The following is a 19,324-nucleotide window of genomic DNA, read 5'->3' on the forward strand; positions in this document are numbered from 1 at the left end:
GCGTACCTTGGGTTCATGCGCGCCGACGCCTCGACCACACCCGACCAGGCCTGCCCGATCGCCCCCGTGGTCGACCTCGTCTTCAGCCGCTGGACCACGCCGATCCTGTGGGCGCTCAACGAGTTCGGCAGGCAGCGGTTCGTCGAACTCGAGCGGCGCATCGGCTCGATCACGCCGAAGGTGCTGACGCAACGGCTGCGGCAGCTGGAACGCGACGGTCTGATCACCCGGACCTATCACGCCGAGGTGCCGCCCCGGGTCGAGTACGAGATCAGCGACCTCGGGCGGAGTCTGGCGCCGCTGTTCGCGACTCTCGCGGACTGGTCGACGGAGAACCTGCCGAAGGTGGAAGAGGCTCGGTCGGCTTACGACTCGGGTAGCTGAGCGGCTCCTTTGTAAACCGTCATGAGTGTTTTGGGTCGTTCTACCGACCCAAAACACGCACGAGGCGGCACCTGCGACCGAACCGCCGCTCCCCGTAGCCGACCGGGGCGAAGGCTCCTTTCGTCGCATCAGACTCGGTGAAGGGAGCCTTCAGCCCACACCCTTGGCTCTACCGACCCAAACACGCACGAGCCAAGCGTCACACCGACGCTTATTTGACCGATCGGTCCAGATGTGGTTAAGCTCCATGTCGTGTCCAGGGTGAAGGAATTCGACGTCGACGCGGCCTGCGAAGCCGCGCTGGAACTGTTCTGGCGGCAAGGCTACGAGGCCACCTCCGTCAGTGACCTGGTCGCCGTGCTCGGCATCGGCAAGGCGAGCCTGTACGCGACCTTCGGTACCAAGCACGAGCTATACCTGACGGCCTTGAATCGCTACATCGCCCGGGGCAACGAGCGGTTCGTCGAAGACTTCGCCGGGCCGGGGCCGGCGCTCGCAGGAGTGCGGCGGCTCATTGACCGCTATCTCGCCGAAATCCTGGGTGAATCGGCGCGCAAAGGCTGTTTCGTGGTCAACGCCGCCATGGAGATGATGCCGAAGGATCTCGAGGTCGTGCGGGTGATCGAGCGCAGCTGGGACGCGCTCGAGCTGGCGGTGCGGATGGCGTTGAGCCGCGCGAAGGCGCAGGGCGAACTCGACGCCACCGCCGATCCGGAAGAGCTGGCGGGCTTCCTGCTCACCGTCCTGCAGGGCATGCGGGTGCTGGGCAAGGGGCCCGATCCCGCGGCGCGGGTCAAGGCGGCGGCGAGGCAGGCCATCGCGGTTCTCGAAGCCGCTCGCAAACATTGATAATGGAACGATCGGACCAGAAAGCGGTAACCACTGTGGGGAAGCGATTCAGCGGCAAGGTCGTCCTGGTCACCGGGGGAGGATCCGGGATCGGGCGTGCCACGGCGTCGGCCTTCGCGCGCGAAGGCGCTCAGGTCGTCGTTTCGGGGCGAGACGGCGAGAAGCTGCGTCAGACCGTGAAGGAGATCGAGGCGGACGGCGGAACGGCCGACGCGGTGACCGCGGACGTGAGTGTCGGCTCCGAGGTCGAGCGCCTCGTCGCCGAGACCGTGCGGAGGCACGGCAAACTCGACATCGCGTTCAACAACGCCGGCATCCTCGGCAATCCCGCGCCGGCGGCGGATCTCGACGAAGACGGCTTCGACGCCGTCGTGCGGACGAACCTCACCGGCACCTGGCTGTCCATGAAGCACGAGATCGCCCAGATGCGGAAGAGCGGCGGGGGAGCCATCGTCAACATGTCGTCCAACATCGGCTCGCACAACCGCCTGCCGGGAATGGCCGCGTACGCCGCTTCGAAGGCCGCCGTGGACGTGCTGACCCGGACCGCCGCCCGCGACCACATCGCCGAGGGCATCCGGATCAACGCGGTCAGCCCCGGCGCCACCGACACCGGCATGTCTTTCCGGCCCGGTGAGTCCGAGGCCGACCGCGCCGCCCGGCTCGGTGCGGTCATCCCGCTCGGCCGGATCGGCGCGGTCGAAGAGATCGCCGCGGCGGTCCTGTGGCTGGCGTCGGACGAGGCGGCGTACGTCGTGGGGCACGACATCGTCCTCGACGGCGGCGCCAGCGCGTGAGCCTCAGCGGCGCGAGGGCAGCAGTTCCTGCATCTTCGTCTTGATGCCCTGCGTCAGCAGGTGCCAGGCGTCGGGTTCGCCCTTGAGGACGGCTTCGGTCATCGACTTCACCTGCTCGAAGGTGGCGTGCGGCGGGATCGGCGGCACTTCGGGATCGCAGCGGACGTCGAGCACGGTCGGCACGTCGGTCGACAGCGCGACGTCCCACGCCTCGCCGAGCCGGGCGGGATCGTCGACGGCGATCCCGCCGAGGCCGATCTCCAGCGCGAAGTCCGAATAGGACACTTCCGGCAGGGTCTGCGACGGCTCGAACTTCGGCGCGCCGCCCATGGCGCGCAGTTCCCAGGTGACCTGGTTCAGATCACCGTTGTGGAACACGCAGATGACGCACCGCGGGTCCGTCCACAGTTCGCGGTACCGGGCGATGGTCAGCAGTTCCGCCATCCCGTTCATCTGCATCGCGCCGTCGCCGACCAGCGCGATCACCGGCCGGTCGGGATGGGCGAACTTGGCGCCGATCGCGTAGGGGACACCGGAACCCATCGTCGCGAGGGTGCCGGAAAGCGTGCCCCGCATGCGGCCGCGCATCCGGAGGTTCCTGGCGTACCAGTTGGTGGCCGAGCCGGAGTCGGCGGTGACGATGGCGTTCTCGGGGATCCGCTCGGACAGTTCGTGCACGATCCGCATCGGGTTGACCGGTTCCGCGTCCAGCATCGCCTGGCGGGTCAGCGTCTCCTGCCACTCGCCGACGTTCTTCTCGATCCGCTCGCGCCAGCCGCGCTCGGTTTTACCTTTCAGCAACGGGATCAGCTGCTGCAAGGTGTCCTTCGCGTCGCCGAGGAGATTGACCTCGGTCGGATAGCGCAGGCCCAGGAACCGGGGATCGATGTCGATCTGGACGGCCCGCGCCTGGCCGAATTCCGGCAGGAACTGCGCGTACGGCATGTTCGAGCCGACGATCAGGAGCGTGTCGCAGTCCCGCATCATCTCGTACGTCGGCCGCGTGCCGAGCAGTCCGATGGAGCCGGTGACGTACGGCAGGTCGTCAGGCAGGACATCCTTGCCCAGCAACGCTTTCGCCACTCCGGCACCGGTGAGCTCGGCGACCTCGCGGACCTCGGTGACGGCGTTGCGCGCGCCCTGGCCGACGAGGATCGCGACCTTTTCGCCCGCGTTCAGCACCTCTGCGGCGCGGGCGATCTCGTCCGAGGGCGGGATGACGCTGGCCCGCGGGTGGTCGGGAGGGGAGGACGGCACGTGCTTGAACTCGTGCTGCGGCGGCTGATAGGTCTCCTCCTGCAGATCCGCCGGAATGATGAGCGCCGTGGGCGCGCGCTGGGCGATGGCGGTGCGCAGGGCGCGGTCGAGGGCGTTCGGCAGCTGTTCGGGGACGTTGACCTCGACGAGGTACTCGCTCGCGACGTCCTTGAACAACGCCTGCAGGTCCACCTCCTGCTGGTAGCTGCCGCCCATCGCGCTGCGCGTCGTCTGCCCGACGATCGCCACCACCGGCACGTGGTCGAGTTTGGCGTCGTAGAGGCCGTTGAGCAGGTGGATCGCCCCCGGTCCGGACGTCGCCATGCAGACACCGGGCCGCCCGCTCAGCTTCGCGTATCCGACGGCCGCGAACGCCGCCATCTCCTCATGGCGCGTCTGTACGAAACGTGGCTTGTTCTTCGCCGTGCCGAACGCGGTCACCAGCCCGTTGATGCCGTCGCCGGGATAGGCGAAGACCTGCTCCACGTCCCATTCGCGCAGCCTGGCCAGAACATGGTCCGCAACGGTTTCGCTCATGGGCGCCGGATACCGCCCCTCCCCGGCGGCTAAACGTTCTCGAGGATCTTGGTGACCCCCGCGACGACGTCCGGATGTCCGAGCGGCAGCGGTGGCGGGACCCGGTTGTAGGGCTCACCGGTGCTGTGCGGGAGCACGGCCACCGCGGTCCCGGCGGAGCGCACCCGTTCGGCCAGCTCGGAGGACTCGTCCGGTACCGGGTCGACCAGCAGGACATGGGCCGCCGCGCCGGGATGACGTTCGGCCAGCCGCAGCGCGTCCGCGGCCGAGCCGCCGGCGGCCACCACGTCGATCGGCGGGCCGCCGGGTTCCGCGTCGCCGAGGACGTCTTCGGCCTGGCTGAGCGCGCCGTCGACGGGCAGCCTGCACCAGATGATCTGACGCTGGGCCGCGAGCGGCCGCCACGTCGCCGGGAGTTCACCGTGCTTGCCCTCGCCCGCCGGGTCGAGGACCAGCAGCTTCGCCCCTTCGTCGCCGCCGTCGGTGACGACCGAGGGACCTTCGGCGCGGATGGGATCGGAATCGGCGGTCATGGTCGTCTCCTCTAGCAGTTCGTGCGGGGGAGTTCGGGGGAATCCGTGTCCAGCGGCACCGAACCCGAGCGGACGAGTCCTAATTGGACGGTCTGCCGTTTCGTCACCGCTTCCAGCGCCCAGTCGGTGGCTGTCCGCAGCCGGTTGCCGGGCATGGCCAGCAGGTGGTAGCCGCGGGTGACCGCCTTCGCGGCGAATCCGGAAAGCGGGATGTGCAAGGGATTCGCGGCCGCCTGATGGGCGCCGAGGTCGACGACGAAGCCGAGATCGTGGTGCCGATAGGTGCCGTGCGAGCCATGTCCGAGGGACGCCGCCACGTTCTTGCCCGCGAGTTTGCCCTGCCGTTCGGCGTGCTGGGCGGTCATCGGCGTGTACTCGCCGGGCCGGGTCAGATCCGGCACGGCCGCCGCGTCCCCGCACGCGTAGACGTCGCGCCGTCCGGGAACGTTCAGCTGCGCCGTCACGACCAGCCTGCCCTTGGCGGTCTTCAGCCCCAGGTCCTCGATCAGCGGATCCGGACGGACGCCGACGCACCACACCAGGGTGTGGGTCGGCACGGATTCACCGGAGGTCAGGGTGACCCCGCCCGGCCCGGCGTCCTCGATCGACGTCTTCATCAGCACCTCGACACCGCGGGCGCGCAGCACCTCGTCGGCGGTGGTGCCGAGCCGCCGGTCGAGTTCCGGCAGCACCCGGCCGGCCAGATCCAGCAACAGCCACCGGATCTTCTGGTCCTTCAGTTCGGGATGCCGGGCGGCGAGCGCGGCGGTGAACGCCGGACCCTGCGCGGCGACCTCCGTGCCGGTGTAGCCGGCGCCGACCACGACGAACGTGCAGCGCGCGTCGCGTTCGGCCGGATCCGTCGCGGAGGCGGCGAGCTCTATCTGCCGGGTGATGTGGTCCCGCAGGTACAGGGCTTCGGGCAGCCCGCGGAAACCGTGGGCGTACTCCGGCACGCCCGGGATCGGCAGCAGCTTGTTGACACTGCCTGCGGCGAGCACCAGCCGGTCGTAGCCGAGGTGATGCTCACGGTCCTCGGGGTCGACGTAACTCACGCTGCGGGCGTCGAAGTCGACGGCTTTGGCGGTGCCGAGCACGAGGCGCACCCCGCGCAGCGTGCCGGGAATGGACACCGAGATCCGGCGCGGTTCCAAGATGCCGGCGGCGACCTCGGGCAGCAGGGGGAGATAGAGGAAGTAGTCGGTCGGGTTCAGCACCACGATCTCGGTGTCGTCCCCGACCGACTTCAGCAGCGTCTTCGCCGCGTTGTACCCGGCGAAGCCACCTCCGATGATCACAACGCGCATCGTCAGTCCTCCGTGGGCCAGTCGCCGGTCGCCTTGCGGTAGCCGACCGCGCCCGCCCGTTCCGTGGCCGCCTTCACCGCACCGAAGATCGCGCCCTGCGCGGCCGCCGCGACGATCACCTGGGTCCAGGTGAAGTCCCGGTCGGTGGCGTTCGGCGCGTCCTCCTCACCGCTCACGCGTTTCCAGATCTGTTTGAACGCGATCCCGGCGAGCACACCGCCCGCGGCGCTCACGACCATGTTCAGCGGTTTGTAGAGAACCTTGTTCACGACGAAGACCTCTTTCGCAGGATCAGCCGGATGGCGACGAGCAGCGCGAGCACACCGGCGAAGATCGGCACTGGGTTGGCACGGACGATTTCGGTGCCCTGGCGGAACTTTTCGGCCGCGGGCTCGGAAACCTTGTCGGAGATCTTGGCGCTGGCCTGATCGACCTTCGCGTCGAGGTTGTCGTTCACCCTCGCCTTGACGTCCATCTTCTTGCCCAGCGCATCGAGGGTCTCGGTGAGTTCTTCGCGCGTCACGTCGCGATCGGCGCGGGCTTCTTCGGCGTTCTTGGGGAAATCGGTCATGAGCGGACTCCCTGCTTCACGGTGTCGACGTCGTCACGGACACCCTCGATGGCTTCTTCCGGCACCGGCGGGGTCGCGCTCGTGACCTCCTTCTTGCCGACGATGGCGGAAAGGCCACCGATCAGCAGGAGCGCCGCGCCGGACACCACGGCCGCCAGCCAGGCGGGCATGACCAAGGCGAGGGCCAGGACCACGGCGGCGATCAGGGTCGCCAGGCCGAAGAGCGCGAAAACGCCCGCCGCGCCGAACAATCCGGCGCCGACTCCCAGCTTCTTCCCCTTGCCCTGCAACTCGAACACGGCCAGCCGCATCTCGTCGCGGACCAGGTGTTTGACCTCGTCACTGAGATCGGAAACCAGTTCGCCGACCGACTTTTCCTCGGGCGGCTTCCGGTGGGTCTCTTCGATCATGGGGGCACCTCCTCGGAGTGTTCTGCCCGCCGGGTACCCGGCCGCCCGGCGGGTCAATCACAGCGTGTTTCGCTCCACTGAGCGCCGGGTAGCCGGGGAGTGCCGGCTCGAAAAGCACCCAACCGACAGGAGGATGCATGAGCACGATCACCGAAATGGTGGACGTCGAAGTCCCGGTGAAGACCGCGTACAACCAGTGGACTCAGTTCGAGAGCTTCCCGCAGTTCATGGAAGGTGTCGAAGAGATCCGTCAGATCGACGCGACCCACACCCACTGGGTGACCAAGTTCGGTGGGGTGAGCCGGGAATTCGACGCGACGATCACCGAGCAACATCCCGACGAACGTATCGCGTGGACGTCGGACTCCGGTCCCGACCACGCGGGCGTCATCACCTTCCATCGCCTCGACGACAACAAGACCCGTGTCACGGCGCAGATGGACATCGACCCGGAAGGCTTCGCCGAGAACGTCGCCGACAAACTCGGCGTACTCGACCGCCGGATCAAGGGCGACATGAAACGGTTCAAGGAATTCATCGAGAGCCGCGGCCGCGAATCCGGCGCGTGGCGCGGTGACGTGGACCGCCCCGGCAGCTGACCACCGCCCGGGATCTTCCCCTGGAAGACGGCGTTTTCCAGGGGGAGGTCTCGGGTATCTCTCGGGGTGAGGTCCATTACGAAGGGAGCGTTCCGGCATGACTACCAACGCATACGTGTCCTTCCTCGTCATCGGGGTGGCGCTGGTCATGCTCGACGGTCTGATCATCTACCAGAGCGGTAAGCGCTACCTGCGGGGTTCCCATGGGGATCCGGCCGCGGGCGCGTCCATGACGTGGCTCGTGACGGTGCTGTTCCACCTCGCGACGTTGGGCGTCTTGGCGTTGCTGTCGACCATCGACATCGGCGGCAGCGACCTGCCCGGTGTGGTGGGCAGGCTCGGCGTTCTGCTGCTGGTCTTGGCCATCGCCCATGCGATCACGCTCAGCGTGCTCTCGCGGATCCGTGGTGAGCAAGAGGCCGAAGCGGTCATCAACCGTCCCCGGCAGCGCGTCGAGCCCGAACAACAGGGCACGACGGTGACGCCGGTGCCCGGGCAGGACGGCCGTTACCCGGCGGCGAGCCCGTCGATCGAACACCAGGCGCCGTACACGACGCCGTAGAAGTCGAGTGCTGGCAGGAGGTTTCGCCGTGCACGAGATCGATGACGAACTGTGGGAAGAGTTCCATCGCGTGGTGAACATGACCTCGCGGGAACTGGCCGACTGGCTGCGCACGCGGTCGGCCGACGACGAGGACGAGGCACTGCCGGACCAGGCGGGTACGCCGACCGGGCGGCATGTGCTGGGCATCCTCGGCAAGCGCCGGACCGACCTCACCGCCGAGGACGAGCGCGTGATGCGCTCGGTCGTCCGGCGGGTGGTGGACGAGCGGCGCGACGACCTGGAACCGGTCGCGGGCCAGGCGCACTGGCGGCACAAGCTGATGTCGATGGGGCACGACCCACTGAAACCCGTTTGATCCTTTGTACGTGAAGGCCCCCTTCATTGCGTTAGACGCAGTGAAGGGGGCCTTCACGTACTTCCGATCCCTGTGATTGGAGCCGGATCATGCGTGATTGGAGACGCATCACGCGTGATTGGGGCGGAACTTAGAGTTCCGCCCCCAATCACGCGTGTGCGGTCTTCAATCACGCGTGTGCGCTGTTCCGCGCTACTCCGATAGCTTTCCGCGCAGCTGTTCCAGCGTCTGCGACAGGAGCCGTGAGACGTGCATCTGCGAGATGCCGATCCGCTCCGCGATCTGCGTCTGGGTGTAGCCGCCGAAGAACCGCATGACGAGGATCGCGCGTTCCCGCTTCGGGAGTTCCCGCAGCAGCGGTTGCAGCGCCTCGTGGGTCTCCACCAGGGCCATCTCGTGGTCCTCCTCGCCGATCGTGTCGGCGAGCGAGAGGGCCTCGGTGGCGTTGTCGTGGACCGGCTTGTCGACCGACAACGTCTGGTACGCCTGGCCGGCCAGCAGCCCTTCGCGCACGTCGTTGACCTCGAGGCCGAGGTATTCGGCGAGTTCGGTCGGCGTCGGCGCGCGGCCGAGCCGCTGGGACAGCGCCGCCGTGCCCTGGCTGAGCGAGACGTGGAGCTCCTTGAGCCGCCTCGGCACGCGGACCGACCAGCCGGTGTCCCGGAAGTGCCGCCGGACCTCGCCCATCACCGTGGGCACGGCGAACGAGAGGAAGTCGTGCCCACGGCCGGGGTCGAACCGGTCGACCGCGTTGATCAGGCCGATCCGCGCCACCTGAACCAGGTCCTCGCGAGGTTCACCCCGGCCGGAGAACCTGGTGGCGATGTGCTCGGCGAGCGGAAGGAGCTCGGTGACTAGCCGCGCACGCAGATCTTGACGGCGCGGAGAGTCCTCCGGCAGCGACGACAGTTCCTCGAAGAGGGGCTCGCAGTGGGCGTAGTCGTCCGCCTGCCGGGTGAGTGTCTTGCGCTCCCCACTCACCCGTCGCTCGTTCCCGGGGTCAGGACGAGCTCGATGGTCGTCGTGCCCCCCAGTTCGCCGGGGATCGGTTCGCAGCGCGCGGTCGCCGACCCGGTCAAGGTCGTCAAGACGTGCCAGCCGAAGGTCGTCTCGCTCGGCAGATAGGGCTTGCTCGTCCGCGTCGAGATCGAGACGGCGATTCCTTCCGGTATCTCGTGAAAGACACAACAAAGAACGGCTCCCAGTTCTGCGGGCTGGACAAGTTGGGAACAGGCTTCGTCGACGGCCATCTTCGCGTCTGAAATGGCGTCCAAGCCGAAGTCCGCGCGCGCCACCACACCGTGGGTGAGCGTGCGGACGAGGGGGATCTGCTCCGCTTCGGCGGGCAGACGAAGTTCGACCCGGTCGGACAGGCCGTCCGACTGGGACCGGGTCTGCGGGGTCAGGCCACCCCGCCCGTATGCGTCCATTACGAAATCCATCCGTCCTTGGCCGTGGGATGACCGCGACGGGGATCCGCCGCGTGACGCGTGCTCAACGGCCCAGAGCTCGTTGAAGCTCCTTTTTGGACATCTTGGACCTGCCCTCGACATTGCGCTGCTTCGCCTCGTTGTAGAGCTGGTCCTTCGTCGGGCCGTTCGGACCCAACCGGTTGCCGGACCGCTTGCCACCACGCCGCTGCGGTGACATGTCCTTCAGGGACGTCCGGCTCGCCTCGCGAGACTCGCCCGCCTGTGCGCGGTTCTTGTTGACCGTCCGCGCGGCGATCTCCTCGGCCCGGCCGGTGCTGGCGCCCCTGTCCTTCGCCGAGTCCTTGATGTGCTCGTACTGACGTTCTCGTTTGTCGCTCCAAGCCTGCTGCGGCATCGCGGCTCCTCTCCTTCTGCGGGTCAGGTACCCCGATCGATTCGCCGGATAAACGTCCGGTTGACGCCGGGGACGGGCGGGTACGCGGTGGTCGACGCGAAGGAGGCTTCGATGCGCATCGGCTACACACTCATGACCGAACAGGCCGGACCGAAGGACCTGGTGGGATACGCCGCCGGAGGGGAGCAGGCGGGCTTCGACTTCGAGGTGATGAGCGACCACTATTCGCCGTGGCTCGACGAGCAGGGGCATTCGCCGTACGCGTGGAGCGTGCTGGGAGCGGTCACCCAGAGCACCGAACGGGTCGAACTGATGACCTTCGTGACGTGCCCGATCATGCGGTATCACCCGGCGGTGGTGGCGCAGAAGGCGGCGACCGTCCAGGCGCTGTCGGACGGCCGGTTCACCCTCGGGCTCGGCGCGGGGGAGAACCTCAACGAGCACGTCGTGGGCCGCGGGTGGCCGCCGGCGAACGTCCGGCACGAGATGCTCGCCGAAGCGATCCAGATCATCGGCGGGCTCTTCGACGGCGGCTACTTCAACTACAAGGGTGAACACTTCCGAGTGGACTCGGCGAAGCTCTGGGATCTGCCGGAGCAGCGTGTACCCGTGGCGGTCGCGGTGTCCGGGTCGCAGTCGGTGACCCGGTTCGCGCCGATCGCCGACGCGATGATCGCGGTGGAGCCGGATGAGGCGCTGAGCCGCGAGTGGGACGCCACCAAACTCGGCCCGCCCACCAGGAAGATCGCCCAGCTGCCGGTGTCGTGGGGCGAGGATCGCGACGCCGCGATCCAGCGGGCGCACGAGCAGTTCCGCTGGTTCGGCGGCGGTTGGAAGGTCAACGCCGAGTTGCCGGGGCCCGCGGGGTTCGCCGGTGCCACGCAGTTCGTCAAGCCGGAGGACGTCGCGGCGGCGATCCCGTGCGGTCCCGACGTGGACGCGATCGTGAAGCGGGTGGGCGAATTCGAGGCCGCCGGATTCACCGATGTGGCCTTGATCCAGATCGGCGGCGACCAGCAGGAAGGCTTCCTGCGCTTCGCCGAAGAGACGCTGCTCCCGGCGTTGCGGAGCTGATTCACCCGGACGGAGCAGTAGCGCTGTGTCTCCGCACACCCGAACGGGGACACCTGTGTTCAAACCCGCGAGCGCGGGTACCAAGCAGTCACTCATCCTTCAGCCAAGGGGGAAACCGATGCACAACGAACTCGGGCTTCATCCGGTGCCGGACCTGCTTCCGGAGGGCCAGGACACGCCGGAGCAGGAAGCCGTCCGCCGCAGGGCGGCCCTCGCCGTGGCTTCGCGGGCCAAGAGCCCCGAAGATTGTGCGACCCTGCTGGACATGCTCGGCCTGCACGACCGCGGCAGCAGCTCCGAAGTGGCTTGATTCAGCGGGTGCTGCGCGCCGCCACGAGGTCCGCGACGAAGGCCTGATAGGCCTCGTCGCGGTCCGGCGCGCGCAGGACCGCGGACGGGTGCACCGTGGCGACCGCGGTGGTGGCGTACTCGGCGAGGTCGATCCGCTCGCCGCGGCTGCGCGTGATGCGGAAGTCGTCGCCCAGCAGCGCCTTCGCCGCCGTGGCGCCGAGGAAGATCAGCAGCTCCGGGCGGACCGCCGTCAGTTCGGCGTGCAGCCACGGACGGCAGGCGACGACCTCGGTCTTCGAGGGCGTCTTGTGGATACGCCGTTTGCCGCGCTCGTCGCGTTTGAACTTGAAGTGCTTGACCGCGTTGGTGACGTAGATCTTCCTGCGGTCGAAACCCGCTTCGTCGAGTGCCCGGTCGAGCAGCCGACCCGCGGGGCCCACGAACGGGGCACCCTGCCGGTCCTCCTGGTCACCGGGCTGTTCGCCGACCACCATGATCTCCGCCGCGCGTGAGCCTTCGCCGAAGACGGTCTGCGTGGCGTCGCGATAGAGGTCGCAGCCGCGGCAACCGGCCGCCGCCGAACGCAGCTCGCCGAGGTCGGCGGTCTCGGGCGGGTCCGCCCCGGGTGCCTTGGTCGCCATGGCCGCCGGATTCCCCGCCCGGCCGTGGGACAAACCGATTACGCGCGAGCCGTGCCGGGTAGCCCTTCGCCATGGCGACTACGACCGAACCAGCCATCGCTTCCGTTCAGGACACCGTGCGTATCGCGCTGCGGGTCGTGCTGCCCACGCTCGCCGGCGGGGTGATCAAACGGCGGCCGCTGGGGCTGGCCGCGGCGCAGAAACTCCAGCTCGACCGCTCCGCGGTGCGGCTGTTGTGCAGGCTGCGGTCCCAGTACGGCCCGGGGCCGCTGCGCCTGCGGGTGCCCGGCCGGACGATCGATCTGGCGTTGTCGGGGGACGACGTCGGTGACGTGCTCGCCGCCGCGCCGGTCCCGTTCAGCCCGTCGACCAAGGAGAAGCGGGCGGCGCTGGGACATTTCCAGCCTCACGGCGTCCTCGTCTCGGACGCGGTGGAGCGGGCGCCGCGTCGTGAGTTCAACGAGGAGGTCCTCGAACCGGGCAAGCCGTTGCACGACCTCGCCGCCCCTTTCGCCGCGGCGATCGGTGAGGAGGCGGCGTCGCTCTGGGACGGCGGCACTCTGGACTGGGACACCTTCAACGTGGCCTGGTGGCGGATCGTCCGCCGGGTCACGCTCGGCGAGTCCGCGGCGGGCGACGACGGCCTGACCGACATGCTCGCCCGGCTGCGGAAGGACGGGAACTGGGCGTACGCGCACCCTCGGCGCGACCGGCTCCACGATCAGTTCCGCACCCGGCTCATCGGCCATCTGGAACGGGCGGAGCCGGGGAGCCTCGCCGAAGCCATCGCGTCGGCCGGCCCGGCGGGTGAGCGGACGATGGAGGTCGTCGCCGACCAGGTCGCCCACTGGCTCTTCGCGTTCGACGCCGCGGGCATCGTCACCTTCCGCGCGCTCGCGCTGCTGGCCACCCACCCGGCGGCCAGGGAACGCGCCGACGAGGAGGTCGCGGCCGCCGACCTGAGCCTGCCCGGCCAGTTCCCGTACCTGCGCGCCTGCGCCCTCGAATCGGTCCGGCTGTGGCCGACCACCCCCGCGCTGCTGCGCGAGAGCACGGCCGAGACGGCGTGGGGACCGGCGGGGACCACGGTGCTGATCTTCACCCCGTTCTTCCACCGCGATCCCGAATCGCTGCCCTACGCGGACCGGTTCGAACCCGGGATCTGGCTGGACGGCAGCGCGGCGGCGAATCCCGCGCTGGTCCCGTTCAGCGCCGGTCCCGCCATCTGTCCCGGCCGGAATCTGGTGCTGTTCTGCGCGAGCACGATGCTGGCGCACCTGATCAAGGACCGCCGCTTCGAACTGGCCTCCGGTGCCGTCCTCGGGCCGGAGCGGCCGTTGCCCGCGACGCTGGACAACTTCCACCTGAAGTTCTCGGCGGCCTAAGGCTCGTCCGGGACCCATTCGAGCAGATCTCCCGGCTGGCATTCGAGCACCCGGCACATCGCTTCGAGCGTGCTGAACCGGACGGCCTTGGCGCGGCCGTTCTTCAGCACCGCGACGTTCGCCGGGGTGAGCCCGACGAGTTCGGCGAACTCGCCGACGCTCAGCTTGCGCTTGGCCAGTTCGACGTCGATGCGGACGACGATCGGCATCAGATCACCTGTTCGAGGTCGGAGCGCAGGGTGGTGGCCTGCCGCAGCAGGGTGCGCATCACGATCATGAGCAGGCCCAGCACGGCGACGCCGATCAACGCCAGGAACAACAGCAGCGGCAGGCCGGGATCTTCGGCGTTGAAGCCGACGTAGAGGAACACGCCCGCCAGCACCACCCAGCCCGCGAGGATCGCCCACACGATGGCGTCCACCCACCGCAAGGACGCTTCGGTGAAGATCCGGTCCTTCTTGACCAGGGAGAGCAGTTGCCACGTGGCGACGACCACGACCTGGACGCACAGCACCCAGAAGACGGAAACCGCCGTCGCGGGCCAGCGCAGGTACGCCATCTCCGGATCCTGGCGTGCCATATGCGCGAACTGGCCCGGCAGGGACATGGTCTGGAAGAGGACCAGGACCCCGAAGAGCAGCACGAGGAAGACGCGCAGGGGCGCGACGGCCCGTTGACCTGTGATCATGCATCGAGTTTCGCGCGTTATCTATCGAAAGTCAATCGGTAGCTATCGAAGGGCGGTCGGCGGTGGGGGTGGAGCTGTGGTGGGCTGAAGGCGTCCTTCGCCGCGTCTGATGCGGTGAAGGGCCCCTTCGGCCGCAGAGGGGTCGCTGCTCAAGAGCGCAGGTCCAGCCGCATGAGCCAGCGCGGTTTCCGGTCCGACCGCGCCTGGGTCTCCGCGACGAGTTCGAAGCCCGCGGCCGCGAACAACCCGATGGTCCCCACGTGGGCCGCGGAGGAGTTGATCCGCCCTTCGCCGGGGTCGACGGGATAGCCCTCGATGACCGGGGCGCCGTGCGAGCGCGTAGGAGACGGCGCCGTCCAGCAGCGCGTGCGCCACGCCCTTCCGGCGATGGCCGGCCCGGACGACGAAACAGACGACCGTCCACGCCGGGACGTCGTCGATCGGCGGCATCGTGCGGGAACGCGTCATCCGGTGCAGGTGCGCGCGCGGGCCGACGCCGCACCAGCCGACCGGGGTGGCGCCGTCGTAGGCGAGCACGCCGGGTGCCGGATCCGCCGCGCACAGGGCGCGGACGTGGTCGGCCCGTTCGTCGCCGCGCAACCGGCTGTAGTCCGCGGGTTTCGCGCGGTAGGCGAGACACCAGCAGGCGCGGTCGTTCCCGTTCGGATTGAGGATGGTCGCGACGTCGCCGAACCGGTCGGCGGTCGCGGGGTGGATCCGGAACGCGGGCATGTGCCGACATTAAAGCGGTACTCGGGAAATCGCCCACGTATTCAAGGATTCACCCGGCCGTAGTCCGGCCGTTGTCGCGTCAGGGGCGGTCTGTCAGGATGCTCGTGACCCGACCAGAAGGAGCGTTCCAGTGGCTTCTCGTCTCAATCCCTACATCAGCTTCGCCGGCGACGCCCGGCAGGCCATGGAGTTCTACAAGTCGGTGTTCGGCGGAGAACTGACGCTGAATACGTTCGGCGAGTCCGGTATGGCGGGAACGCCCGCGGCGGACCAGATCATGCACAGCCAGCTCGATTCCCCGAGCGGTTACACGATCATGGCGTCGGACACGCCGCCGGGAATGGAGCACGAACCGGGCACCAACGTGTCGGTCAGCCTCAGCGGCGACGACGGTGAGGAATTGCGCGGATACTGGGAGAAACTCTCCGCCGAAGGCACCGTTTCGGTGCCCTTCGAAAAGCAGATGTGGGGTGACGAATTCGGTGCGTGCACCGACAAGTTCGGCATCTCGTGGATGGTGAACGTCATTCAATCCTAGGGTCTTCCGGCCCTGCCCGGTCCGTGCCGAAGCTCCCGCCTTCCGGGGACTTGCGGCTCCGATCGCGCGAAACCCGTTATGTCACCGGTGAAACCGCCGTTCTCCCTCACGTGAGGATTCGGCGGTTCCACCGGGAGGCAAGAGGATGAACAGGCGACCACCGCCGTCGTCGCGCCGCCCGCCACGTCCGTGGTCGTGGTCGAGCCGCCGGTGACGGTCACCCGGGCGCCTTCGCTCACGTCGTGCCAGCGCCTGTTCGCCGAAGGGTTCTCGTACACGTACGCCTACAACGCCTGGGTGAACGCGGGGCGCCCGTTGAGCTGGGACGCGGACCGCGACGGGTACCCGTGCGAGCAGTCCTATGGAAACAGGAACTAAGCCGGCCGGAACCGCACGTCGATCGCCGCACGCGGATCTTCCCTGCCGAGCCCCCGAAGGTGGATCGGCGCCCCGCCGGGATTGTCGTACAGCCGGACCCCGTCGCCGCTTCCAGTCCGATCCGGACGGCTTCTTCGACGCCGCAGTTCAGGAACGTGACCCCGGGGGTGGGCGTGGCGTCCTCGGGGTGATGGGTGAGGACGAACAGCGGCCCCGTCCAGGCGCCGCCGTAGATGGCGCCGGGATCGGGGTAGGCGTCCCAGCCGTCGCGGCCGCCGAGGACGGCGCCGGTGGTCGCGGCGTATTCGCCGACCAGGTCCGGCCGGAACGTGGTGCCGGTCATCCAGTCCATGCCGTGGCCCGGGCCGGCGACGAAGCCGTCGAGCGACATCGTGAAGTGCCAGAGCACCTTCCCGTCCGCGGTCTGGGGTTCGAGCATCACGGCCTCCTGCCGGTTCATTCCGCGCGGTATCCGCCTCGTCACCACGCATCTCGTTGATTGTTCTTCCCGAATCAAGGGTTCCGGTCAACCCGCCCCCGGGATGTAGTAGCCCGCGACGAAGTGACGGGCTGGTGGGGAGAGGGAATGAGCTCAGCGGAGGGTGTTGTCCTGGTGATCGGCTGCGGGATGCGGCCGTACCGGGAGTACCTGTTGGCGTCGGCCGGGCACCGGCATCCCTTGTGGTTGTTCAACGGGACCGAACCGACCTGGCAGGAGCGCTACATCACCGGCGCCACGGTGCTGGACACGCAGGACCAGGACGCCGTGCTGGCCGCGGCCCGCGCACTCCACGCCACCACGCCGGTGCTCGGCGTGGTGTGCTGGGACGAGGCGCTGATCGTGGCGGCGGCGCATGTCGCGGACGAACTCGGCGTCCCGGGCGCCGGACTCTCCGCGATCGAAGGCTGCCGTGACAAGTGGTTCAGCCGCCGGACACTCACCGCGGCCGGGGTCGCGCAGCCCGATTTCGGGTTCGTGCACGACGACGACCAGGCGGTCAGTGTCGCGGATCGGATCGGATATCCGGTCGTCGTCAAACCGCGCGGCGGCGGGGCCAGCATCGGTGTCAGTCTCGCGGAAGACGCCGAAGCGGTGCGGAAGGCGTTCCGGACCGCGGAGGACGCCAGCTTCAATGGCTCGCCCGCCTACAAGGGCGGGGCACTGATCGAGGAATACCTCAGCGGTCCGGAGATCAGTGTGGACGGCGCCGTCGTCGACGGCGAGTACACGCCGATGTTCGTCGCGCGCAAGACGGTCGGCATGCATCCGTACTTCGAGGAGCTCGGCCATCTGGTCAGTTCCGCGGACGAACTGCTCGCCGACCCGGCCCTGCGCTCGACGCTGGCCCGCGCGCACGGCGCGATCGACTTCCGGTACGGCATCACCCACACCGAGCTCAAGCTCACCGAACGCGGGCCGGTGATCGTGGAGATCAACGGCAGGCTCGGCGGAGACCTGATCCCGCTGCTCGCCAAGTTCGCGACCGGGATCGACCCCGGCGCGGCCGCGGTCGACGTCGCGCTCGGCATGCGTCCCCACATCCCGCACGAGGCCGAGCCCCGGTGGGTCGGCGTCCGGTTCGGCTATCCGAAACAGGACTGTGTCGTCGAGTCGGTGTCCGTGCCGGATTCCTGGCGGAACAACGGGATCCTCGCCGCGGACAGGCTCGTCGAGCCGGGTTCGCGACTGCGGCTGCCGCCGGCGGAGTTCATCTCGCGCCACGCGTACGTGATCTGCGCGGGCGCCGATCCCGACGACTGCGAGGCGGTGCTGGACAAGGCCATGGCCCAGGTCCGGCTGACCGCGCACCCCCTGCTGCCCTCGGTGGCCGCCGGTGGCTGACCGCGCACCGGAACCACAGAACACCTTCCCAGCACTCACAAAGATGGCGGAGCGAACAAATGGCGAACCGTGATGTCGAGCTGCTCGCAGTCGGAGCAGGACCGTCGAACCTGGCCTTGGCCGTGGCGCTGGAAGAGCTCGCGCCCGGCCTGGCCCGCGAATCGGTCCTGCTCGAACGCGACGAGGAGGTCTCCTGGCAGCGGGGGATGCTCCTGCCCGAAGCCCTCTCGCAGGTCTCCTTCCTCAAGGACCTGGTGACCCTGCGCAATCCGCGCAGCCGTTTCTCGTTCCTGAACTACCTGCACGCCACGAACCGGCTCAACGAGTTCGTGAACATGGGCAGCTTCGTCCCGTACCGGGTGGAACTCGCCGACTATCTCAAGTGGACGGCCGACTCGTTGTCGCTGGTGGACCTGCAGTGTGGCCGTGAATGCCTCGAAATCACTCCCGTGTGGACGGACGGCACGCTCACCGGCTGGGACACCCACGTCGCCGACGGCGAGACCATCCGCAGCCGGTACCTGGTGGTCGGCGCCGGCCGCGACGCGCGGATCCCCGACCGGCTCCGGACGGTGAACCAGGACCGCGTCATCCACAGCACGCAGTACCTGCCGAGGATCGCCAAGCTGCGCAAGGATCTCCCGTACCGCGTCGCGGTGATCGGCGCCGGGCAGAGCGCGGCGGAACTGTTCAGCGCGGTGCAGAAGGACCTGCCCGAATGCAAGCCGACCATGGTGATGCGTTCGATCGGCCTGAACTACTACGAGAGCAGCAAGTTCAACAACGAGCTGTTCTTCCCGTCCCATGTGGACAAGTTCTTCGAGGCCCGGCCCGAAGCGCGCGAGCAGATGCTCAAGGAGATGCACCACACGAACTACTCCGGGCTGGCGCCGGGCACGATGGACGCGCTCTACCGCTCGGTCTACCTGGACCGTCTCTCCGGCCGTTCGCGGCTGAAGATGATCACGATGAGCGACATCACCGACGCCCGCGACGAGGGCGACGAGATCGTGCTCGAACTGACGGACCGGCGCACCGGCGAGGTGCAGGAACTGCGCACCGATCTCGTGCTGCTCGGCACCGGCTTCTCCCCGGAGATGCCGAGGATGGTGCAGGAGATCGCGAAATCGATCGGGCTGTCGGAGATCAAGGTGACCCGCGACTACCGGCTGGAGATCGAGCAGCCCGCCACCGCGGCCGTCTACCTCCAGGGCGTCAACGAGGCGACGCACGGGATCGCGGACTCGCTGCTGAGCGTCCTCGCCCCGCGCGCCAACGACATCCTGCAGGACATCCTCGCCCATCGCGGTGAGAACCCTTCGGTGCCACCGCAGCCGACTTCGGAAACCGCCCCCATCGTCGCCACCCGCTGACCCACGAGAAGGAAGAGAAAGCCATGGAGATCCGTCCGCTCGAGCGGGAAAAGATGGTCTTCGAGAACGGTGCCTACGGCCAGCGGCTCCTGCCGTGGGCGGCGCTGAACGCGCCGTTCGAAGGCGCCTGGGTCACGGTGCCCGCGCACGGCGCGACGGGCGCGCATGCCCACCACGAGTACGAGATCTTCATCGCCGTCAGCGGCGAGGCGGTCGTCGAGTCCGGGGGAGAGCGCCGTGCCTTCCGGCCCGGCGACATCGAGTTCCACAAGCCCGGCACCGAGCACCGCATCCTCAACGACGGTGCCGAGGACTTCGAGATGTACGCGATCTGGTGGGACTCCGACATGACGGTGAAGTTCGCCGCTCGCCATGAAGCGGAGGCATGAG

Annotated in this window: 27 protein-coding genes; 13 read left to right on the forward strand and 14 right to left on the reverse strand. The window is 68.4% G+C overall.

The annotated features are described in order from the left end of the window. Positions 1 to 15 precede the first annotated feature (15 nt). From AORI_RS56590 to AORI_RS56600, 3 genes are all read left to right on the forward strand, one after another. Positions 16 to 384, forward strand: coding sequence for a winged helix-turn-helix transcriptional regulator (locus AORI_RS56590; protein ID WP_016333475.1), 369 nt, complete (start codon positions 16 to 18; stop codon positions 382 to 384). A 252-nt stretch (positions 385 to 636) separates the two neighbouring features. Continuing rightward, positions 637 to 1,233, forward strand: a complete 597-nt coding sequence (locus AORI_RS56595; protein WP_016333476.1) for a TetR/AcrR family transcriptional regulator — start codon at positions 637 to 639, stop codon at positions 1,231 to 1,233. A gap of 35 nt (positions 1,234 to 1,268) precedes the next feature. Next, on the forward strand, positions 1,269 to 2,030 hold the full coding sequence (locus tag AORI_RS56600) for a glucose 1-dehydrogenase (protein ID WP_016333477.1): 762 nt from the start codon (positions 1,269 to 1,271) through the stop codon (positions 2,028 to 2,030). 3 nt (positions 2,031 to 2,033) lie between these two features. Here the strand turns inward: AORI_RS56600 and AORI_RS56605 are convergent, their stop codons facing one another. From AORI_RS56605 to AORI_RS56630, 6 genes are read right to left on the reverse strand one after another with little or no spacing between them, the layout of a single operon-like run. Next, positions 2,034 to 3,824, reverse strand: a complete 1,791-nt coding sequence (locus AORI_RS56605; RefSeq protein WP_016333478.1) for a thiamine pyrophosphate-requiring protein — start codon at positions 3,822 to 3,824, stop codon at positions 2,034 to 2,036. A 29-nt stretch (positions 3,825 to 3,853) separates the two neighbouring features. After that, positions 3,854 to 4,357: a hypothetical protein gene (locus AORI_RS56610; RefSeq protein WP_016333479.1), complete on the reverse strand. Its 504-nt coding sequence runs from the start codon at positions 4,355 to 4,357 to the stop codon at positions 3,854 to 3,856. Between the two features lie 11 nt (positions 4,358 to 4,368). Next, positions 4,369 to 5,664, reverse strand: a complete 1,296-nt coding sequence (locus AORI_RS56615) for an NAD(P)/FAD-dependent oxidoreductase (RefSeq protein WP_016333480.1) — start codon at positions 5,662 to 5,664, stop codon at positions 4,369 to 4,371. A gap of 2 nt (positions 5,665 to 5,666) precedes the next feature. Beyond that, positions 5,667 to 5,933, reverse strand: a complete 267-nt coding sequence (locus tag AORI_RS56620; protein ID WP_007030245.1) for a DUF4235 domain-containing protein — start codon at positions 5,931 to 5,933, stop codon at positions 5,667 to 5,669. Next, positions 5,930 to 6,235, reverse strand: a complete 306-nt coding sequence (locus AORI_RS56625; RefSeq protein ID WP_016333481.1) for a DUF3618 domain-containing protein — start codon at positions 6,233 to 6,235, stop codon at positions 5,930 to 5,932. Before AORI_RS56625 ends, AORI_RS56620 begins: the two co-directional genes overlap by 4 nt. Then, the gene (locus AORI_RS56630) at positions 6,232 to 6,645 is read right to left on the reverse strand and encodes a phage holin family protein (RefSeq protein WP_016333482.1); all 414 of its coding nucleotides are present in this window, start codon (positions 6,643 to 6,645) and stop codon (positions 6,232 to 6,234) included. Before AORI_RS56630 ends, AORI_RS56625 begins: the two co-directional genes overlap by 4 nt. A 137-nt stretch (positions 6,646 to 6,782) precedes the next feature. Here AORI_RS56630 and AORI_RS56635 point away from each other — a divergent pair, with 137 nt between their 5' ends. The 3 genes from AORI_RS56635 to AORI_RS56645 all read left to right on the forward strand — a co-directional run bounded on the left by AORI_RS56635 (position 6,783) and on the right by AORI_RS56645 (position 8,164). Continuing rightward, positions 6,783 to 7,244, forward strand: coding sequence for an SRPBCC family protein (locus AORI_RS56635; RefSeq protein ID WP_016333483.1), 462 nt, complete (start codon positions 6,783 to 6,785; stop codon positions 7,242 to 7,244). 97 nt (positions 7,245 to 7,341) lie between these two features. Next, entirely contained in the window at positions 7,342 to 7,806 is a 465-nt protein-coding gene (locus AORI_RS56640; protein ID WP_016333484.1) for a hypothetical protein, read from the forward strand. A gap of 28 nt (positions 7,807 to 7,834) precedes the next feature. Next, positions 7,835 to 8,164 carry a DUF3140 domain-containing protein gene (locus AORI_RS56645; RefSeq protein WP_016333485.1) on the forward strand — a complete coding sequence of 110 codons (330 nt, stop codon included), beginning with the start codon at positions 7,835 to 7,837 and terminating at the stop codon, positions 8,162 to 8,164. A gap of 192 nt (positions 8,165 to 8,356) precedes the next feature. Here the strand turns inward: AORI_RS56645 and AORI_RS56650 are convergent, their stop codons facing one another. The 3 genes from AORI_RS56650 to AORI_RS56660 form a co-directional block, all read right to left on the reverse strand. Then, positions 8,357 to 9,145, reverse strand: a complete 789-nt coding sequence (locus tag AORI_RS56650) for a SigB/SigF/SigG family RNA polymerase sigma factor (RefSeq protein ID WP_016333486.1) — start codon at positions 9,143 to 9,145, stop codon at positions 8,357 to 8,359. Further along, positions 9,142 to 9,594, reverse strand: a complete 453-nt coding sequence (locus tag AORI_RS56655) for an ATP-binding protein (protein ID WP_016333487.1) — start codon at positions 9,592 to 9,594, stop codon at positions 9,142 to 9,144. Before AORI_RS56655 ends, AORI_RS56650 begins: the two co-directional genes overlap by 4 nt. A gap of 64 nt (positions 9,595 to 9,658) precedes the next feature. Beyond that, positions 9,659 to 9,991 carry a hypothetical protein gene (locus AORI_RS56660; RefSeq protein ID WP_016333488.1) on the reverse strand — a complete coding sequence of 111 codons (333 nt, stop codon included), beginning with the start codon at positions 9,989 to 9,991 and terminating at the stop codon, positions 9,659 to 9,661. Positions 9,992 to 10,102: 111 nt separating this feature from the next. Between AORI_RS56660 and AORI_RS56665 the strand changes: the two genes are divergently transcribed. Further along, positions 10,103 to 11,065, forward strand: a complete 963-nt coding sequence (locus AORI_RS56665; protein ID WP_043848769.1) for a TIGR03557 family F420-dependent LLM class oxidoreductase — start codon at positions 10,103 to 10,105, stop codon at positions 11,063 to 11,065. 118 nt (positions 11,066 to 11,183) lie between these two features. Beyond that, the gene (locus tag AORI_RS56670) at positions 11,184 to 11,375 is read left to right on the forward strand and encodes a hypothetical protein (RefSeq protein ID WP_016333490.1); all 192 of its coding nucleotides are present in this window, start codon (positions 11,184 to 11,186) and stop codon (positions 11,373 to 11,375) included. A 1-nt stretch (position 11,376) separates the two neighbouring features. On the opposite strand, the gene AORI_RS56675 is transcribed toward AORI_RS56670, so the two are convergent. After that, complete coding sequence (locus AORI_RS56675) at positions 11,377 to 11,997, reverse strand: UdgX family uracil-DNA binding protein (RefSeq protein ID WP_016333491.1); 621 nt, start codon at positions 11,995 to 11,997, stop codon at positions 11,377 to 11,379. A gap of 71 nt (positions 11,998 to 12,068) precedes the next feature. Between AORI_RS56675 and AORI_RS56680 the strand changes: the two genes are divergently transcribed. Further along, positions 12,069 to 13,382 carry a cytochrome P450 gene (locus AORI_RS56680; RefSeq protein ID WP_043848055.1) on the forward strand — a complete coding sequence of 438 codons (1,314 nt, stop codon included), beginning with the start codon at positions 12,069 to 12,071 and terminating at the stop codon, positions 13,380 to 13,382. On the opposite strand, the gene AORI_RS56685 is transcribed toward AORI_RS56680, so the two are convergent. The 3 genes from AORI_RS56685 to AORI_RS82860 are packed head-to-tail and all read right to left on the reverse strand — an operon-like array spanning position 13,379 to position 14,802. Continuing rightward, entirely contained in the window at positions 13,379 to 13,591 is a 213-nt protein-coding gene (locus tag AORI_RS56685) for a helix-turn-helix domain-containing protein (RefSeq protein WP_016333493.1), read from the reverse strand. The genes AORI_RS56680 and AORI_RS56685 overlap by 4 nt on opposite strands. Beyond that, positions 13,591 to 14,070 carry a DUF2975 domain-containing protein gene (locus tag AORI_RS56690; protein ID WP_016333494.1) on the reverse strand — a complete coding sequence of 160 codons (480 nt, stop codon included), beginning with the start codon at positions 14,068 to 14,070 and terminating at the stop codon, positions 13,591 to 13,593. The genes AORI_RS56685 and AORI_RS56690 overlap by 1 nt, the downstream gene beginning before the upstream one ends. Positions 14,071 to 14,112: 42 nt before the next feature. Next, a complete protein-coding gene (locus AORI_RS82860) occupies positions 14,113 to 14,802 on the reverse strand; it encodes a GNAT family N-acetyltransferase (RefSeq protein ID WP_200870971.1) in 690 nt (229 codons plus the stop codon). Between the two features lie 130 nt (positions 14,803 to 14,932). Here AORI_RS82860 and AORI_RS56695 point away from each other — a divergent pair, with 130 nt between their 5' ends. Continuing rightward, positions 14,933 to 15,340, forward strand: a complete 408-nt coding sequence (locus tag AORI_RS56695; protein ID WP_016333495.1) for a VOC family protein — start codon at positions 14,933 to 14,935, stop codon at positions 15,338 to 15,340. Positions 15,341 to 15,575: 235 nt separating this feature from the next. Here AORI_RS56695 and AORI_RS82865 read toward each other — a convergent pair whose 3' ends face one another. Next, entirely contained in the window at positions 15,576 to 16,157 is a 582-nt protein-coding gene (locus AORI_RS82865; RefSeq protein ID WP_228688359.1) for a dihydrofolate reductase family protein, read from the reverse strand. Positions 16,158 to 16,304: 147 nt separating this feature from the next. Here AORI_RS82865 and AORI_RS56710 point away from each other — a divergent pair, with 147 nt between their 5' ends. The 3 genes from AORI_RS56710 to AORI_RS56720 are packed head-to-tail and all read left to right on the forward strand — an operon-like array spanning position 16,305 to position 19,323. Then, entirely contained in the window at positions 16,305 to 17,561 is a 1,257-nt protein-coding gene (locus tag AORI_RS56710) for an ATP-grasp domain-containing protein (protein WP_016333498.1), read from the forward strand. Between the two features lie 59 nt (positions 17,562 to 17,620). Beyond that, positions 17,621 to 18,934, forward strand: a complete 1,314-nt coding sequence (locus tag AORI_RS56715) for a lysine N(6)-hydroxylase/L-ornithine N(5)-oxygenase family protein (protein ID WP_016333499.1) — start codon at positions 17,621 to 17,623, stop codon at positions 18,932 to 18,934. Between the two features lie 23 nt (positions 18,935 to 18,957). Continuing rightward, positions 18,958 to 19,323 (forward strand): cupin domain-containing protein, encoded by a 366-nt coding sequence (locus AORI_RS56720; protein ID WP_016333500.1) that lies wholly within the window; start codon positions 18,958 to 18,960, stop codon positions 19,321 to 19,323. The last annotated feature ends 1 nt before the right edge of the window (position 19,324 follow it).

Origin of the sequence: Amycolatopsis keratiniphila (assembly GCF_000400635.2) — a bacterium.
Lineage (GTDB): Bacteria > Actinomycetota > Actinomycetes > Mycobacteriales > Pseudonocardiaceae > Amycolatopsis > Amycolatopsis keratiniphila.